Source organism: Pyrobaculum organotrophum (assembly GCF_055384425.1).
Genome location: NZ_AP042430.1, coordinates 1,077,957 through 1,092,789, shown reverse-complemented (window position 1 = coordinate 1,092,789; position 14,833 = coordinate 1,077,957). Strand labels below are relative to the sequence as shown.

Here is a 14,833-nt window from a genome sequence, read left to right as displayed (position 1 = left end):
ATTAAAACAGTGGTCTCCATTTAAAAATTTAAACTACACCGTGACCTCAATATATAGGATCTCCGAGAGTTCTTTCAATAGATCTCGTATAGGTCCTTCCGTGGTATCTGTAGCTTTTGCCAGCTCTTTCTGAGTCACCTCTACGCCGGCTATGTAACAGGCGTAATAAACAGCGGATGCCGCGAGAACTTGCGGCTTTCTTCCATTTCTAATACGTGGTGATGATAAAATATAGCGTAATATATCCACGGCTATACGTTGCACCTCTGCAGATTTCTCGTCGCCTATACCCAACGCCGATACAATTCTGGGTATGTATATTTTAGGATCTATACGCGGCGGTTTTATACCAAGTTTATTTGCAACACGCATAAGCTCCATATATGCTGAGATAAAAGACGAACGGTTAATTCCGAGGTTTTCTGCTAGGCTCCTTAAAGTAATTGCGGCTACCCCATGTTTCTTGAGCGTGAAATATAGAGCTGCAGCATACCCCTCAAGTCTTGGCGCCCGATATCCAGCATCATATAACTTTTTATACAACATGACAGTATCCTCTATTACAGCTTTTGGGATGTTAAGCTTCTGTTTTGCAGCTTCTAAAAACTCTCTTATGTCTACCTCTATGCGTTCAAGTGGCGTAGAGATAGGTCGTGCAAACTTCTTTAAGCTAAGCGCCTTAAGTTTATCGGCTATCTTCACATTGCCAAATTCTATATCTCCCATAGAGGAGCCTATAGGGCCTGAATACGCCCTTGATGACTCAGGTTTCCTCCACTCAGGGCCTAAATCTGCAACTCCCTCTCTTAAGACAGTTCCGCAATTCTTACATATAACTTGTCCACGTTCGTAATCAACAACTACGTCATTAACTGCGCCACACACCGGGCAGCGGTGCTCCTCTACTTCAAATATCAGCTTTCTAGTCATTTTCTCCTCTTCTCTAAGTCCTGTAGTTTTACATACAGCGGTTGCCCTATTAAAGATTCATCGCGAACATAAGGTTTTACAAGCCCGTACGGATTTTTTATATTACCTATTACATCGTAGAGAATGCCGACTTTTTTCATCGTATAAGTATAGATGTTTATATAAATGGGGGGAACCTCGTTAAGTTTTACCACGAGGTTCCCGAGACGTGAATAATGAAGAGCAGTTCCAATGCGTTTCATTAAAACCCCATCGCGTCCTAATTAATAATAGTTATGCCTTTCAATATCTAGGTAATATGAGGATCTCCGGCTTATTAGGACCTGAGTTCAAACACCGCCTATCCCTAGGCGACGCCTAGGGACTTTCTCTCCGCCCATGCCGTCACCAGTACCTACGATAATTCAGGCATGGGGTCATGGTGTCTGGCAGCACTTAGCCTTTCACCAGCGCCCTTCCCTCGATGTTTATCACGGCCGCCACGTCTCTACCCCCTCACTCTCAGCGGGGCAACGGAGTGCCCTCGAGACAGAGCCTCTCACAAGACGCCCCCACACCGCAAGCAAATTGAGGAAGTCCCCCTCGGGTTGACCTTGACGATTGGCATCTTCCCCTCTCTAGCCTTTTGTATAATTTCTCTTAAACATAATCATAAACCTAACTCTATAGACTCTATCTCTGAGCTTGGGTCATTAATTCTCAATATCATATACTTCGACATCTCCTTTGGCAAATTCTCGACGGCTACACGAGAGAAGTTTAAATACCCCACTGTTGTTAAAAGGCTGTGAAGCTAGCCGCATTTTACAAAGGCAGAGATTTAAAAAAGCCCAGCGGCGGGAAAAAGGGAAGAGTAAGAAAAACTAAGAAGAAGGCGTTGTGTGGAGGCCCTCCACAAATACCTAAACTAGGTGAAAGAGATTTGAGACTTGTAGAGAGAGTAACAGGAGGTAACTTAAAGGTTAGAGTCAGGGAGGTAAGATACGCGAACGTTTACATTCCAAAGGAAAGGCGGCATGTAAAAGCTAAGATACTCTCAATTTTGTCAACGCCAGCAAATCCAGATTTTGCGCGTCGCAATCTTATAGTCAAAGGTGCGGTGATACAGACCGAGGTTGGCAGAGCTGTCGTCACGTCGAGACCTGGGCAAGACGGGGTTATAAATGCAGTGCTTATAGAATGAAGAAACGAGGCGGGAGAATACTCTGGCTTGTTTACCTAGACTCGTCGGTCCCTCGTTCTCGGGGTAGAATTTTGCCGCGAAGTAAAGCTGTGAGTAAGCCGACTTTACAGGAAGTTATACAGGCTTTAGAGAGACTGGGGTATAGATATCAAGTGTACCAAGATAAAAAGTATCCGGCGCTTTGGTTTGAAGAGCGGCAGGGCTACATCGTGGTAGAAACTAGTGAAAAATTACGTATACTTGCGCTTAAAGTTGCGGAAGAGGTAAGAAAACTCAGGCGTTAATGTATACAGTATTTTTTGTAGGCACAGCAGGTTCTGGTAAATCTACTCTTGTATCAACTCTCTCCACGTGGATGGAAGACCAAGGTTTTGACGTCGGCATAGTTAACCTAGATCCTGCGGTAGAGTACTTACCTTATGTGCCCGATATTGACATAAGGGATAGGATTAGCGCCAGGAAGATAATGAAGCAGTTTAAACTAGGGCCGAACGCGTCTATAATTGCGGCTGTTGATATGATAGTGACTGAGGCCGAGAGAATTAAGGAGGAGATGGAGATAATCGGGGCCCCCATTTACCTAATAGATACGCCAGGCCAAATGGAGCTTTTTGCGTTTAGACAGAGCGGTGCATATCTAGTACAAAAACTATCTGATGTCCACACCTTAGTAGTATATGTGGCAGATGCTGTCTATGCACAGTCTGTTGATGGTTTTGCTGTGACTATGTTGCTTGCTCTGTCTACCAGGATACGGTTTAAAAAACCGCAGATATTGGTAATCAACAAATCCGACCTTCTGTCAGAAGACGTACGTATAAATATTTTAAACTGGGTAGAGGATCCAACTACATTACTTGAGTCTATAGATTTACCACCTTATGAAAAGGAAATCTTACGCTCTGTCGCCAATATGGGAGGGTTTATAGAACCTCTTTTTGTTTCTGCCAAAACAAGCGAGGGCATAGACAAACTCTACTACCAACTCCAACTACACTACACTGGGGGCGAAGATGTTCAGCTACCTCCCTGATGAGGCTTGAGGTGCTCAGGAGTTACTACAAGAATCTTCTTCTTATCTCCTAAATAGGTCTCTATAACATACGCTCTACCCCTAGTACCGATCACAACGCCAACCTTCCCCTGGTAACGTCTATGCGGCGCATTTTCCACAAAGGTCGGGTCTATATCTATTACAACTCTATCGCCAGGTTTGTATTCATATAAAAGGCGGGAAAGTCCGGAGAGTCCTCTTTCTCTAGGTTTCTTTCTTAATAACTTTCTGCTCTTGTAACGATAGCCATGTGTTCTCTTAACCATACGTCTCTAAAACTCGGCAGTTATTAAAATTTTAGTTTTCGGCGAATAAGTTAAAAAGGTGAGATATGATAACGTGTAGTGAGCATTAAGAAAATACGCAAATCGGAGGAGATAACTAATGCTAAGGCATTGGAAATACTAAGGACGTTGTCTACTACAACTCAACTTTCAGAAGACCAGAGAAAAACGCTTGACTATTTAGAAAAGGTAACAAAGAGAAAGCCTGACGAGGCAGAGTCTATAGTGAAAAAGCTAATTGAAAAATTTGGATTCACACGTATTACAGCAGTTCAGTTAACAAATCTGTCTATAGAAAGCTTAGATGAGTTAAAACTTATACTCTCATATCTTGAGAAAAGAGAGTATTCAGATAGTGAGCTAAAGGAAGTATACAAGATACTAACTGGGCAATGAAGGGGAGAAAGGAGGAGTATGCATATGTAATAGACATACTACCCCCGGAAGTAGCAGTTTACAAACTCCCGCCGAAAATGAGAAGGGAATTTCCACATGATGCGACATATGCCCATTTAGTTGGTGAAAACCATTTTACGCTTTTGGAAGTAACGCTTAAAAAAGGAGTTACTGTAGACATAGGAGAGAGATTATACGTAGGACTTGGGACTAGAGATAAGGTTGACAAAATTGTGAGAAGGATAAGATACGACGATCTTCAACCACAGGGCAAAGAGAATCTTCGTGTGATCATAAGAAAGATTGTAGAACAGCAAGAGGAGCGTTTTATAAAATGGCTCAATGAGGCGGGGCCTATCACTTTAAAACTCCATAGTCTGGAGTTGTTGAAAGGCGTGGGGAAGAAGAAAGTGCAGGAGATAATAGAAGAAAGGAGAAAAAAGCCCTTTGTATCATATGAAGATGTAAAACAAAGAGTCGGTATAGATCTTGTTGAATTAATTACCGATAGAATTCTGAGAGAAATAGCGGGAGAAGATCCGTATTATGTTTTTGCATCACCTCCTCCTGCTACAAGCCAGTAGTTATTTCAGCCTATCCCTAGGCGACGATGGTGTCTGGCAGCACTTGGCCCGCAGCCAGCACCCTCCTCTAACTTCCGCCTAATCCAGATGACGTCTCTCTTCTCGTCTAGCTTGAGCCGTGGCTGAGGTTTCAAGCGCCATCGCAAACTTCAATTCTTCATCGCCTACCCAAGATGCGACGTAGATTCTTGACGAATTCAAAGCATCATATTCTGAAGTTTTCTTGAAAACTCTCGGCGGGCGGACACGCCGCCCGACATATGCAATGCACAAACGGGGAGGTATAGACCTGATTGTACAACACACAACAGGCCTAGCAGACATGGATTCCTATACGGCGGAACGTCCATTCAACAGAGCGTAAAGGATACCTACGACAAGCTGTGGAGCGACTGAAAACCTCGCCCCTTAGGGCGGGGAGGGGTCGTATTTGGGAATTTCTGTTAGACCTCAGCTCCAGTTATTTCACTCGAGTTATCTTATATCGATTTAATATCTGCCACACCTCTACCTCAACTCCCGGCGCTAACCTCCCCTTAGCCTCTTCCTCAACGTAATCTATGGGAACTTCGATGGTCTTATAGTCTCGCATATCCATCAGTTGAATAACGTTGCCAGAGATCGAAAGCACTTGTGCCGTGAACTTCTCAATAATAGGCACCTCTATCTGGGCGTCCACCGGGAGACTTAAAGTCCTTTTTCCACCATCAAAAACGCCGATGGCAACGATTCGCGCTTTCGCGCTGCCGTGTTTCCCCGTTTTAGACTTCTCTATCTCTACAACTCTACAAGGTTCTCCATCTATTACCACATAGGAGCCCTCTTTTAGCTCTCCTACCTCAACGTACTTAGTTGACATGGCCTCCCTTAAGGCACTGATATATAAACTTTAGACACAGGCATATTTCAATACATCGCCGCATTTGGGAATTTCTGCCGGAATTCTTGGTACGGCCTCTGCAATAACTCTTTTTATAATGTCGATTTTTTCGGTCATCATTTTTTCTACAGCCTCTGCTGTCACAGGTTGGTGAGGAACTAACACATCGTAGTCTGTCACAAGGGCGATTAAGCCATAACACATGCCTAATTCTCTAGCTAAGTTAATCTCCGGCACAAGAGTCATGCCTATTATGTCGCATCCAAAAACCTCCCGCCATATTCTAGATTCAGCTTTTGTACTAAACCGAGGCCCTTCAATACATATGTAGCATCCCCCGTCATGTGTTCTATTATATCTGCTTGCCACCTCTACTAAAACTTTTCTAATCTCCTGGGTAAAAGGCTCTAGTCCAATTGATATATGACACGTACGCGGCCCGTCGTAAAATGTGTATTCGCGCGACTTAGTCATATCGACGAATTGATCAGGAACGACGAAATCGCCGGGAGCGTAGTCAGGTCTTAAAGAGCCGACAGCACTTACGGCTATTATAGACCTAACTCCTAATGTATAAAGTGCGTATATATTAGCGCGATAAGGTATTTTATGCGGAGGATACTTATGTCCTCTGCCATGTCTGGGCAAAAAGGCGACGACACGTCCTGATACACGTCCAATTATTACATTATCAGAGGGTAGACCATATGGCGTATGTATTTGTACCTCCACGGCGTTTTCAAATATGCCAGGGTCGTAAAGACCGCTACCTCCTATAATTCCTAGTCTTGGAAATTCCTCGACCCCCAACTCTTTTGGCTCTTTAGGTGGTTGTGTGAGTTTTATGACCATAAAGGTAATATTTAACGGTGTTTTAACAATTGTGGAAGTTTTTGCGCCTTTGCCTACAGAGCTTGTGAAAAGATTCGGGGCGAGGAAAATAGACGATAAATACGAGATATCTGCCATAAATCTGCCCTGGGTTATTAAACAAGAGATAAACTTTATTTTTACGCCGGGAGAGAAATATGTAGTAGATGGTGTCGAAATAGACGGGCTTATTCCACCGTGGGAAGCCTACGTCTCATTTGTAGACCCCAGCGGAGAATTTGGAATAGGTTATATTGCAACAGGACGGCGTAGGATGTTTGAATGTGTACACAAGGTTTATACAACGCCGTTATATCTCCAGCTGGCTCCGTATATTGTGGTAAAGCCTGTCGAACTTCTTTTATCAGACAAACCAAATGTCATAGATTGTGTAGAGAGAGTTTTCCATGCTAGATATATTGCAGTTTTTATAAATGCCCCTATAAACATTGTACAAAAAATCAAGACGACATTATCGCTAAATATTAAGAGGAACATTTAAATACTGAGGGGAGATAGAGACATAGAATGGAGATAAAACTTCCAAACCAAGACGCCGAAGACATCATAGACCAACTGTTGGGCGGCTCTGAGGAAGAGACGTTAATGCAGACGCTTACTAAAGAAAAGGCGTTAGTTAGAATAAGGTTAGAAAACCGGAGGGGGCATTACGTAACTATAGTAGATTTTGGAAATTCAGAAGACGCAAAACAATTGGGCATAAAAGACATGGCCAGAGAGTTAAAAAAGAGACTAGCTGCAGGCGGCACTATAAGAGACAGTTGGATTGAAATACAGGGAGACCACCGTCAGAAAATCAAGAAGATATTAATAGAAATGGGCTTTAGAGAAGAAAACATACTTATCGATGAGGGAATCACTGAGACATAGTATAAAGACGGCGTTAGAAAAGGGCGATTATAGATCTCTTTCAGGTCTCTGTCTCGAGTTATTACAGGCAGATAGTTGGCTGGAGTGTTGGAGAAAAATGGAAGAGGTTATACAACAAAGTGGAGAATATGTGTTGGCTAAGTTTCTCGCAGCGGCATATGTCCTCTCCCAAAGTGAGATATATGAAACGCTCTCGCCTGAGACAAGGGAGTTTCTAGCGCGTGATGTAGTTATATGTCTTGAGAAAACAGCGCAAGTTATAACCTCTCTAACTTCACGACAGGGTTCTGGAGATATACGTGAATTAAGAGATGTCTGATATTTTTCAAAACTACAACTTTTTCTCTTTGTATATCTGAGATCTTTCCACCGTTAGTTTTTACCTCAACTGCATAGATTACGCCATTTTTAAAGGCGAAGAGGTCAAATGTTTTAAGAACGCGCCTATAGCTGAGCAACTCTCTGGCAATAGGCCTAAAGACTTCAAGAAGAGGCCCCATGGCTTTTTTAATACACTTTTTAACACACGGGGCATATATGCTGTATTCTAGCTGTGTTATACGTCTACCGTCTATAGATAGACAGCGCCCCCTCCAGTACGTAAGACTTATATAGCCGACGTCTGTCGGCACAGTTAAAGTAAGCGGCTCTGGCGGCTCTTTTTCACAACTCTCGCCTCTTATACCCTCGTATGCGACCGCTAGTTCTAAAAACCGTATGAATTTGACAGGTCTCCATGTGATATAGCCATTTTGCCTTAGAAAAATCTCCGCCACATACTCCCCAATTTGTCCCAATTCTTGCGGCTTCACATCTTTGTAAGCGTGGGTATGCCTAAGATATAGAACCCCGCGGCTAGTACTGTCTTAACAGAGTTTACTAAAGCAAGTCTAAAACTTCTCACAGGCTCCTCTGTTTTTAACACTGGCGCTTTTTCGTAATAGCTATTAAATACAAGCGCAAGTCCGTCTAAGAATTCTGCCACATGGTCAGGCCTAAGTGCGCGAGTTGCCTCTCTAACGACGCTAGGCCATTCTGCAACTTTTAATATGAGCTCTCTCTCCTCTGGGAGTATCTCTTTGGGTATGGCGACTTTTTTAAGATCTATCTCTTGAGCTTTTTCTAAAATCGAATAGGCTCTTACATATGTGTATTGGAGGAAGGGGCCTGAGTTTTGTCTCATATTTAACACAGTCTCCCACTTAAACTCTATAGGTTTTCTAGGGCTTGTAGATAAAAAGGCATATCTCACAGACCCCACTCCAACTCTCTCCGCTATAATACCTGCGATCTCCGGGTTTTTCTCTTTTACAAGATCTGCCGAACGTTCAACAGCTTCATCTAAAATCTCGTCTAGAGATATATATTGACCCCTCCTTGCGGACATTTTCATGCCAGGTAAATTCACCATTTCATAAGCGTAATGTATCAATTTCTTGGCAACATCTTCATATCCAAGAGCGTAGAGGATAATACGAACATGCGCTTGTTCATGTGTCTGCTCTGTAGATATCACGCGTATGACTTTGTCAAATCCGCGTCTTGCCTGCCAAAGCGCATATGCTACATCTCTTGTCACATAGAGCGTAGTGCCGTCAGACCTCGTCAACGTAACAGGAGGTATGAATTTCGGGAGATCTAACACGTCCCACAGCTTGAAATCTTCTACAAACTTATCGGCGCGGAACACCACGGCGCCACCTCTATCGTCAATATACTGTGGCCACCTCCTCCGTAGTTCGGACACCACACGTGTTGCCTCGCCAGACCATACAGCTATATCGCTTTCATAATCCCAGCTGTCTAGCTCTATCCCCAATCTGGCTAAAGTCTCTCTCTGCCCCTTTAGTACTAACTCGACGACTTCTCTAACAATCTTCTTCACTTCCGGGTCGCCTGTTTCATACCTTTTATTAAGCTCAGCTGCCTCTTCTACAATATTTCTTTGTCCAAGAACCTCCACGAGTTTATTAATAACCTCCCCCTCTGTGTCAATAAGGCGCTTTAATACAGAGACCCAACTATCTATTTCGTTTATAATTTCTCTCCTTTTCTCATCGTCTTTCTCTTTTTCTAACTCTTTCTTTAATCTATTTATTTCAGCAATTGCATTAACTGCGGAATAAATAGCCCCTATTATAACATCGGGTTTCGTCCTCTTGAGAACCTCATCTACGTACTTTTTTACCACATTATATCCAATAGCGGCATACATCACCTGGACGCCACAGTCGTCAACATAGAAATGAGACTGAACAACATTACCACAAAATCTTAACAATCTAACAAGAGAATCTCCCAATATGGCATTTCTGCCATGTCCAATATGCAGAGGATGTATTGGATTAGCCGACGTGTGTTCAACAAGAAAACTCCCTATCTTACACTCATCAGTAAAGCCATATTTATCGCCCATTTCGGCAACTGCTCTAAAAGTCAATTCTGCGACTTTCTCTACTGCCAAGTCAACGTTTAGATAGAGCCCATCTACAGAAATAGATGTGAGGTACTTAAACTGACGGCTTTTAAGAGAGTCTACTGTTTCTTTAAGTTTTCCAGCGTCTACTCTATACTTATGAAACTTTGCAGAAAAGTAACCAAAGCGTTTCGATCTCTCTATCTCAGGCACCTCGCCGATACCTATAGCATACGCCACCTCTGCCACAAATTTTTCAAACTCCTCCCGCGGAGGCTTTAGAGGATCCACATGAATAAATACTTAAGGGATTATAAATAAGAAAGTCTTCTGAAATCGTCATTACGATCCTTCGATACGACGAGATCGTTATTGAGAAATTGATCGTAGAAAATCGCGATTTTAACATTCGTGAGGTTTATCTTTATGAGGAACTCTAGCGGTTGAAGTCTAGAAAGAAAATTTTAAATATCGATATTCATACCGTGCGCATGTCGAGTGAGGTAAAATTTTCGCCATATGAAGACGCCGTTGCGGCTCTAGTTATACAAATACTTGGAAGAACCGGGGTAGCTGGAGAGGTCACACAAGTCAAAGTAAAAATTCTCGAAGGCCGTGATAAAGGCCGTATCTTGACTAGAAATATTAAAGGGCCTGTGAGACTCGGCGACATAGTGATGTTAAGAGAAACCGAAAGAGAAGCGCGGAGAATTACGGCACGATGAAGATTTATAAATGTGCATTCTGTGGGGCCGACATCTTGCCGGGCTACGGCATAATGTATGTAAAAACAGACGGCACTACGCTGAGATTTTGTAGTAGGAAATGTTTTGTAAGCGCTGTGAAATTCAAAAGAGACCCTCGGAGACTCGCTTGGGTGAGAAAACGACAGAAATAGCTACTTTTTAGCGGCGCCGCTACTAGGTAGAGGAATAGCGTTTAGACCGTGTTTAGCTCTTATCTCATTTATCTTAGCCACTAGTGCTTCTAAATCGCCGGCAGCTTGGCCTGGGTCTATAACTACAGCTGATGCCGCAGATACATTAATACCCGCCGCTTTGCCCAACTTCTCTTTAGATGGCACATAGACATAGGGGACTTTCTTCTCTTCACATAGAAGTGGCAAATGCGCCACAACTTCCGGCGGGTCGACGTCTTCTGCAATAAGTACAAGTTTCGCAAGTCCTCTCTCCACGGCCTTTGTAGTTTCATTAGTCCCTTTCTTAATCTTCCCTGTTTGTCTAGCTATTGACAGTATTTCCAACGCTTTCTCAGCAACCTCGGCTGGAACTTCAAATCGTACATAAAATGGCTTCCCCGGCGGTGGATTTGCGTAGAACGTTCTTGGGTCTATTGTCACTGACATGGCCTTAGAAAAAGCAAAAGCTATATAAGTATTTACACCCATTTACATCTACAAATCTTGCTCTGTGGTGAATAAGAGTTCTTACTCTCCAATCTAATCATAAACTCTGTCGTAGAACGGGACAAGACCGAGTAGACTCTCGGCGGAGCCTTGTCTCTATATCCGCCATATGAATCGCTTGTCTTCTTTTGATGACAAGGGAGTGAGAATATGATGTGGTGGTATATAGTGGGATAAAGCTCTACGTTGTGTATGAGGGTCTAGGCGTCAAAGAAGTATCCTTTCTGTGATGTAATCTTGAAGATGGGAGGGTCTATACAAGAGAGGTTCGGCGTTGTTCTGAACATCGATATAAACATAGCCAGAAATACTGCCGCAAGTTCAGACTATCGTTGTCAAAAACTAAAGTGTATTTCACAACGAGCGACCGACTATTACCGCTATGAGTAGCAATGGGCGAAAGCTTCACGCTGTGGTTACACCTCTTTACGTAGTTTCTCTAAAATATTGCGGCTTAAAGTTTTAGAAGGTTTCTCTCCAAATATACCCTGGGGCCTAAACATAAGTACAAGAATTATTGCTATACCAAATATTATATACTGGAAGAAAATCGGATCTACATTTACGATAGATCTAATACTTTCTTTGTAGATACTTATTATTCTTTCTATAGCATAATATACTGCGACACCTATAAGAGCGCCAATGTTATTACCAGTCCCGCCTATAATCAACATAGCCCATGCAATAAAGGTATAGAGTGGGACAAACTGACCCATGTTTACAAAGTTATTGTAGAAGACAAGTAGCGCACCGGCAACTCCGCTGAGAGCAGATGCTGTGGCTAACACTCTAACTCTAAACTTTACGATATCTTTGCCGAAAACTCTTGCGGCGACTTCTGCATCACGTATAGCTCTTAAGGCGCGGCCAAAGGGCGAGTTTCCAAGTCTCTCCAATATTACTAATGTTAGGAGGAGAAAGAGTGCAGTGATTGCTAAATACCCCCAGGGTCTGTAGCTTCCCATCCACGCAAACGGATCTGGTACGACGGCGCCGAAAACACCGCATGCAATGGGGGGCGTATATGTCGTAATTACTCTAATAGTCTCTGCACTTACAAGAAGAAGAATGCCTAAATAATCTTCGCGTAGTCTCAATGCGGGACCTGCCATAAGGACGCCGAAGACGCCTGCCAACAGGGCTGCTAGAGTTATGGAAAGTAGGAAAAACAGCGTTCCATAAAGCGGCGACATACTAAATATGTTATTTATAATCGTAACGGTTTGATACTGATAGGCCGAGCAATACCTATCTATATCAGCTAAGGGATCTATGCCAAGTTGAGATGCAATAGCGGCTTTATAAATTTCAAGAGCTATTTTCGTCGTTATGCCTCCCACGGTTAGCCCGCCCAGTGCTAAAAACATGACTTTTCCAAATTGAGGAAGCCCCAGGTAGCCTACCTCTAAGTTAAGACTTAAAACATATATTCCATATATTGCAAAAAGTACGGCGGTTTCTCTAAAAAGTATAATTAATGCGCCAGGGTCTATTTGGAGTATCATTTTCTAATTCTCTGGGCTAGTGATGATATAATTTCAACAAGCCCCTGTGGAGCAAACAACAGTATTACAATAACAAACGCGAAGGGAATCACAAGTTGGAATTCTGTAGGTATATTCAATGGTGTTAGTATATAGGTCGCACCTAATACGAGACTTAATCCAACGACATAACCTCCCAACACAGCTCCATAGATATTCGATAAGCCGCCTACAACAGACACTACAAACACAACTGCAAGTCTAAGCCATCCAAGTTCCTCTGTCATGGGGAAAAACATAGCCATATAGACCCCCGCTATACCAGTCACAGCTCCAATTAAAAGCCAAGCGACTGTAAATACTTTCTCTACGTTTATGCCTACCGCTCTTGCTAAGTAGAGGTTGTCAATGCTGGCTCTCATGACTATGCCGTATCGAGTCTTATACAATAGGAAGTAGAGAAGTGTTGTGATTATGGCCACCATTATGGTGGTGTTTATCAACGCGGAAGTTAAAAAATCTGTGCCAGGCCATATATATTCCCACCTTGTTAGAAGTATGTTTCTCGTGAGATATCCAAATGTATTCTGTACATAGTCGGCCACTATGGCTATAGAGGCAAATATTACATAATGTAGGCCAAAAGACGCAATCATAAGAGGAGTTATGCCAGCACCTCTCCTAATCATGGGTTTAAAGACAGCTATGTAGCTTAAAACAGCTACAAGACCTGTGACTAGTGCAACTAATGGAAAAGTCAGATAGATATTCGCAGGAAGCCCGAAAGGTTGAAGTAGAAATACTATAGTAAAGTAGCTAACATAGGCCCCCACCGTTGCTAAATCGCCATGGGCAAAAGAAGGGATCTTAGTAGTGATATAAGTCAGATTTAAGCCAAGACCTAACAGCACATATATATTTGAAAATATTATTGCTCTAGCTAATGTAGGATAGTCGATGCCCAGGAATTCCATATGGCGAGAAAAGCAAATATAAATAAATCTTATTATGCAAACCTCTATACAATATACAGTATTATATAGATTTTCAAAGTATTTAAATTCTCGTTATTTACACGCCATGGCATCAAAAACACTATACATAGGAATAGCGGTTGTAGTGGTAATACTAGTCGCAATAGTCGCTATTTTAGCAACAGGCGGTAAACAGACCGCGCCAACCACGCCAACGCCCCTTACGCCAAGTCCAACACAAACGCCGAAGCCTACACCAACTCCCACACCATCTCCCTCACCTACCCCAGTTAGGAAAGTTGTCTACATTGGTGCTGCGTTGCCTTTGACTGGTGGTCTGCAGTCCTACGGCATTGGTGTTAAGAATGCTGTTGAATTGGCTGTGGAGGATGCCAATAGGATGTGTCCCAGCTATAGGTTTGAGCTTCTTGTGGAAGATACTGGGACTAATCCGCAGCAGGCTCTTCAGAAGGTGCAGGTCTTGTATGCTAAAGGTGTGCGTTTTGTTGTAGGGCCTATGGCCAGCGGAGAGGTTAAAGCAGTAAAGCCTTTCGCCGACCAGAACAAGATCATAATCTTCAGCCCCTCCTCCACTTCGCCAGCTCTGGCAATACCCAACGACTGGGTCTATAGGATAGTGCCTACGGACTTCGCCCAGGCGGCGGCGATAGCCGACCTCCTAAAGCAGCTGGGCGTTAAGAAGGCAGTCATACTCTATAGAAACGACGAGTGGGGCGTCGGCCTTAAAGACGCCATAACTAAGGAGGCTGAGAAACTCGGCGTACAGATCGCCTCGGCGCAAGGCTACGACCCAGACCCCAAGGCCTTCCCCACCGCAATTCCAGAAGTTGTTAGAAAGCTCTCAGCCGCCCTCGGCCAGCCGAGTGGCGACTCTGCAGTTATATTTGTGACTTTTGAAGACGACGGCGTGGTGGCTATGCAATCCGCGGCGCAAGACCCAGTCCTCGGCAAGATCAGATGGATTGGCACAGACGGCATTGCCTACAGCGACGCCTTGATTAAACAGGTGGGGAGAGAGATGGCTGATCACAAGATGCTCGGCACCATCGCCGCCCCCGACCCCAACGACCCCAAGTATCTGGAGTTCAAGAAGGAGTATAGGGCTAAATACGGCAGAGAGCCTGTGGCCTACGACCCATATGGCTACGACGCCGCCATGATGCTAATGCAGATAATCTGCAAGACCGGCACAGACGACCCAGAGAAAGTACGCGCCGCTCTAGAGCAGTGGGGTAAAGAAGGCACATACCAAGGCGTCACAGGCAAGGTATATCTAGACCAGGCGGGAGACCGCGCCTACCCCAACTACGTGATATGGGGCGTCGCCATCGTCAACGGCACAGCTAAATACGTAGACGCTGCCTACTACTACGGCGCAGAGAGGAGGATCACAATCTTTGACCAGGGCAAGTCTCTATTCCAGAGTTAATTTTAAAA

22 protein-coding genes are annotated in these 14,833 nt (G+C 43.7%); 11 read left to right on the top strand and 11 right to left on the bottom strand.

Annotated features, from left to right (window positions below; all coding sequences use genetic code 11):
- Window positions 1–33: 33 nt before the first annotated feature.
- Both ACZ49R_RS06605 and ACZ49R_RS06600 read right to left on the bottom strand, forming a co-directional pair.
- Window positions 34–930 carry a TFIIB-type zinc ribbon-containing protein gene (locus tag ACZ49R_RS06605; protein ID WP_011762327.1) on the bottom strand — a complete coding sequence of 299 codons (897 nt, stop codon included), beginning with the start codon at window positions 928–930 and terminating at the stop codon, window positions 34–36.
- Window positions 927–1,172, bottom strand: coding sequence for a Gar1/Naf1 family protein (locus ACZ49R_RS06600; protein WP_011762328.1), 246 nt, complete (start codon window positions 1,170–1,172; stop codon window positions 927–929). Before ACZ49R_RS06600 ends, ACZ49R_RS06605 begins: the two co-directional genes overlap by 4 nt.
- A gap of 545 nt (window positions 1,173–1,717) precedes the next feature.
- Here ACZ49R_RS06600 and ACZ49R_RS06595 point away from each other — a divergent pair.
- The 3 genes from ACZ49R_RS06595 to ACZ49R_RS06585 are packed head-to-tail and all read left to right on the top strand — an operon-like array spanning window position 1,718 to window position 3,146.
- Complete coding sequence (locus ACZ49R_RS06595) at window positions 1,718–2,113, top strand: 30S ribosomal protein S8e (RefSeq protein ID WP_011762329.1); 396 nt, start codon at window positions 1,718–1,720, stop codon at window positions 2,111–2,113.
- Window positions 2,110–2,397, top strand: a complete 288-nt coding sequence (locus ACZ49R_RS06590) for a signal recognition particle subunit SRP19/SEC65 family protein (protein WP_011762330.1) — start codon at window positions 2,110–2,112, stop codon at window positions 2,395–2,397. The genes ACZ49R_RS06595 and ACZ49R_RS06590 overlap by 4 nt, the downstream gene beginning before the upstream one ends.
- A complete protein-coding gene (locus ACZ49R_RS06585) occupies window positions 2,397–3,146 on the top strand; it encodes an ATP/GTP-binding protein (protein WP_011762331.1) in 750 nt (249 codons plus the stop codon). The genes ACZ49R_RS06590 and ACZ49R_RS06585 overlap by 1 nt, the downstream gene beginning before the upstream one ends.
- On the opposite strand, the gene ACZ49R_RS06580 is transcribed toward ACZ49R_RS06585, so the two are convergent.
- Window positions 3,131–3,433 carry a 50S ribosomal protein L21e gene (locus ACZ49R_RS06580; RefSeq protein ID WP_011762332.1) on the bottom strand — a complete coding sequence of 101 codons (303 nt, stop codon included), beginning with the start codon at window positions 3,431–3,433 and terminating at the stop codon, window positions 3,131–3,133. The two genes, ACZ49R_RS06585 and ACZ49R_RS06580, sit on opposite strands and share 16 nt — an antisense overlap.
- 78 nt (window positions 3,434–3,511) lie before the next feature.
- Here ACZ49R_RS06580 and ACZ49R_RS06575 point away from each other — a divergent pair, with 78 nt between their 5' ends.
- On the top strand, window positions 3,512–3,847 hold the full coding sequence (locus tag ACZ49R_RS06575) for an RNA polymerase Rpb4 family protein (RefSeq protein ID WP_464732440.1): 336 nt from the start codon (window positions 3,512–3,514) through the stop codon (window positions 3,845–3,847).
- Window positions 3,844–4,431 (top strand): DUF655 domain-containing protein, encoded by a 588-nt coding sequence (locus ACZ49R_RS06570; RefSeq protein WP_011762334.1) that lies wholly within the window; start codon window positions 3,844–3,846, stop codon window positions 4,429–4,431. Before ACZ49R_RS06575 ends, ACZ49R_RS06570 begins: the two co-directional genes overlap by 4 nt.
- 78 nt (window positions 4,432–4,509) lie before the next feature.
- Here the strand turns inward: ACZ49R_RS06570 and ACZ49R_RS06565 are convergent, their stop codons facing one another.
- The 3 genes from ACZ49R_RS06565 to ACZ49R_RS06555 all read right to left on the bottom strand — a co-directional run bounded on the left by ACZ49R_RS06565 (window position 4,510) and on the right by ACZ49R_RS06555 (window position 6,163).
- Window positions 4,510–4,632, bottom strand: coding sequence for a hypothetical protein (locus ACZ49R_RS06565; protein WP_464732439.1), 123 nt, complete (start codon window positions 4,630–4,632; stop codon window positions 4,510–4,512).
- 259 nt (window positions 4,633–4,891) lie between these two features.
- Entirely contained in the window at window positions 4,892–5,290 is a 399-nt protein-coding gene (locus ACZ49R_RS06560) for a translation initiation factor IF-5A (protein ID WP_011762335.1), read from the bottom strand.
- A gap of 30 nt (window positions 5,291–5,320) precedes the next feature.
- Complete coding sequence (locus tag ACZ49R_RS06555) at window positions 5,321–6,163, bottom strand: S-methyl-5'-thioadenosine phosphorylase (RefSeq protein ID WP_011762336.1); 843 nt, start codon at window positions 6,161–6,163, stop codon at window positions 5,321–5,323.
- Here ACZ49R_RS06555 and ACZ49R_RS06550 point away from each other — a divergent pair.
- From ACZ49R_RS06550 to ACZ49R_RS06540, 3 genes are read left to right on the top strand one after another with little or no spacing between them, the layout of a single operon-like run.
- Complete coding sequence (locus ACZ49R_RS06550; RefSeq protein ID WP_464732438.1) at window positions 6,156–6,683, top strand: hypothetical protein; 528 nt, start codon at window positions 6,156–6,158, stop codon at window positions 6,681–6,683. The genes ACZ49R_RS06555 and ACZ49R_RS06550 overlap by 8 nt on opposite strands.
- Window positions 6,684–6,709: 26 nt before the next feature.
- Entirely contained in the window at window positions 6,710–7,072 is a 363-nt protein-coding gene (locus tag ACZ49R_RS06545) for an SUI1 family translation initiation factor (protein ID WP_011762338.1), read from the top strand.
- Window positions 7,050–7,391, top strand: a complete 342-nt coding sequence (locus tag ACZ49R_RS06540; RefSeq protein WP_053240292.1) for a hypothetical protein — start codon at window positions 7,050–7,052, stop codon at window positions 7,389–7,391. Before ACZ49R_RS06545 ends, ACZ49R_RS06540 begins: the two co-directional genes overlap by 23 nt.
- Here ACZ49R_RS06540 and ACZ49R_RS06535 read toward each other — a convergent pair.
- Complete coding sequence (locus ACZ49R_RS06535) at window positions 7,330–7,884, bottom strand: hypothetical protein (protein WP_464732437.1); 555 nt, start codon at window positions 7,882–7,884, stop codon at window positions 7,330–7,332. The genes ACZ49R_RS06540 and ACZ49R_RS06535 overlap by 62 nt on opposite strands.
- Window positions 7,881–9,779: an arginine--tRNA ligase gene (locus tag ACZ49R_RS06530; protein WP_464732436.1), complete on the bottom strand. Its 1,899-nt coding sequence runs from the start codon at window positions 9,777–9,779 to the stop codon at window positions 7,881–7,883. The genes ACZ49R_RS06535 and ACZ49R_RS06530 overlap by 4 nt, the downstream gene beginning before the upstream one ends.
- Before the next feature lie 200 nt (window positions 9,780–9,979).
- Here ACZ49R_RS06530 and ACZ49R_RS06525 point away from each other — a divergent pair, with 200 nt between their 5' ends.
- Window positions 9,980–10,213 carry a 30S ribosomal protein S28e gene (locus ACZ49R_RS06525; protein ID WP_011762341.1) on the top strand — a complete coding sequence of 78 codons (234 nt, stop codon included), beginning with the start codon at window positions 9,980–9,982 and terminating at the stop codon, window positions 10,211–10,213.
- A complete protein-coding gene (locus ACZ49R_RS06520; protein WP_011762342.1) occupies window positions 10,210–10,386 on the top strand; it encodes a 50S ribosomal protein L24e in 177 nt (58 codons plus the stop codon). Before ACZ49R_RS06525 ends, ACZ49R_RS06520 begins: the two co-directional genes overlap by 4 nt.
- On the opposite strand, the gene rpl7ae is transcribed toward ACZ49R_RS06520, so the two are convergent.
- The 3 genes from rpl7ae to ACZ49R_RS06505 form a co-directional block, all read right to left on the bottom strand.
- Entirely contained in the window at window positions 10,387–10,854 is a 468-nt protein-coding gene (gene rpl7ae, locus ACZ49R_RS06515) for a 50S ribosomal protein L7Ae (RefSeq protein ID WP_053240293.1), read from the bottom strand.
- Window positions 10,855–11,330: 476 nt separating this feature from the next.
- Window positions 11,331–12,422 (bottom strand): branched-chain amino acid ABC transporter permease, encoded by a 1,092-nt coding sequence (locus ACZ49R_RS06510; RefSeq protein ID WP_464732435.1) that lies wholly within the window; start codon window positions 12,420–12,422, stop codon window positions 11,331–11,333.
- Window positions 12,419–13,375 (bottom strand): branched-chain amino acid ABC transporter permease, encoded by a 957-nt coding sequence (locus ACZ49R_RS06505; protein ID WP_464732434.1) that lies wholly within the window; start codon window positions 13,373–13,375, stop codon window positions 12,419–12,421. Before ACZ49R_RS06505 ends, ACZ49R_RS06510 begins: the two co-directional genes overlap by 4 nt.
- A 106-nt stretch (window positions 13,376–13,481) precedes the next feature.
- On the opposite strand from ACZ49R_RS06505, the gene ACZ49R_RS06500 reads away from it, so the two are divergent.
- A complete protein-coding gene (locus tag ACZ49R_RS06500) occupies window positions 13,482–14,825 on the top strand; it encodes an ABC transporter substrate-binding protein (RefSeq protein ID WP_464732433.1) in 1,344 nt (447 codons plus the stop codon).
- Window positions 14,826–14,833 lie beyond the last annotated feature (8 nt).

What these genes read in the sequence shown, in the direction of transcription:
- ACZ49R_RS06545 (WP_011762338.1), top strand. Translation starts at nt 6,710, where the DNA reads ATGGAGATAAAACTTCCAAACCAAGACGCCGAAGACATCATAGACCAA.
- ACZ49R_RS06585 (WP_011762331.1), top strand. Translation starts at nt 2,397, where the DNA reads ATGTATACAGTATTTTTTGTAGGCACAGCAGGTTCTGGTAAATCTACT.
- ACZ49R_RS06590 (WP_011762330.1), top strand. Translation starts at nt 2,110, where the DNA reads ATGAAGAAACGAGGCGGGAGAATACTCTGGCTTGTTTACCTAGACTCG.
- ACZ49R_RS06580 (WP_011762332.1), bottom strand. Translation starts at nt 3,433, where the DNA reads ATGGTTAAGAGAACACATGGCTATCGTTACAAGAGCAGAAAGTTATTA.
- ACZ49R_RS06600 (WP_011762328.1), bottom strand. Translation starts at nt 1,172, where the DNA reads ATGAAACGCATTGGAACTGCTCTTCATTATTCACGTCTCGGGAACCTC.
- ACZ49R_RS06505 (WP_464732434.1), bottom strand. Translation starts at nt 13,375, where the DNA reads ATGGAATTCCTGGGCATCGACTATCCTACATTAGCTAGAGCAATAATA.
- ACZ49R_RS06500 (WP_464732433.1), top strand. Translation starts at nt 13,482, where the DNA reads ATGGCATCAAAAACACTATACATAGGAATAGCGGTTGTAGTGGTAATA.
- ACZ49R_RS06555 (WP_011762336.1), bottom strand. Translation starts at nt 6,163, where the DNA reads ATGGTCATAAAACTCACACAACCACCTAAAGAGCCAAAAGAGTTGGGG.
- ACZ49R_RS06560 (WP_011762335.1), bottom strand. Translation starts at nt 5,290, where the DNA reads ATGTCAACTAAGTACGTTGAGGTAGGAGAGCTAAAAGAGGGCTCCTAT.
- ACZ49R_RS06520 (WP_011762342.1), top strand. Translation starts at nt 10,210, where the DNA reads ATGAAGATTTATAAATGTGCATTCTGTGGGGCCGACATCTTGCCGGGC.
- ACZ49R_RS06570 (WP_011762334.1), top strand. Translation starts at nt 3,844, where the DNA reads ATGAAGGGGAGAAAGGAGGAGTATGCATATGTAATAGACATACTACCC.
- rpl7ae (WP_053240293.1), bottom strand. Translation starts at nt 10,854, where the DNA reads ATGTCAGTGACAATAGACCCAAGAACGTTCTACGCAAATCCACCGCCG.
- ACZ49R_RS06540 (WP_053240292.1), top strand. Translation starts at nt 7,050, where the DNA reads ATGAGGGAATCACTGAGACATAGTATAAAGACGGCGTTAGAAAAGGGC.
- ACZ49R_RS06525 (WP_011762341.1), top strand. Translation starts at nt 9,980, where the DNA reads ATGTCGAGTGAGGTAAAATTTTCGCCATATGAAGACGCCGTTGCGGCT.
- ACZ49R_RS06550 (WP_464732438.1), top strand. Translation starts at nt 6,156, where the DNA reads ATGACCATAAAGGTAATATTTAACGGTGTTTTAACAATTGTGGAAGTT.
- ACZ49R_RS06605 (WP_011762327.1), bottom strand. Translation starts at nt 930, where the DNA reads ATGACTAGAAAGCTGATATTTGAAGTAGAGGAGCACCGCTGCCCGGTG.
- ACZ49R_RS06510 (WP_464732435.1), bottom strand. Translation starts at nt 12,422, where the DNA reads ATGATACTCCAAATAGACCCTGGCGCATTAATTATACTTTTTAGAGAA.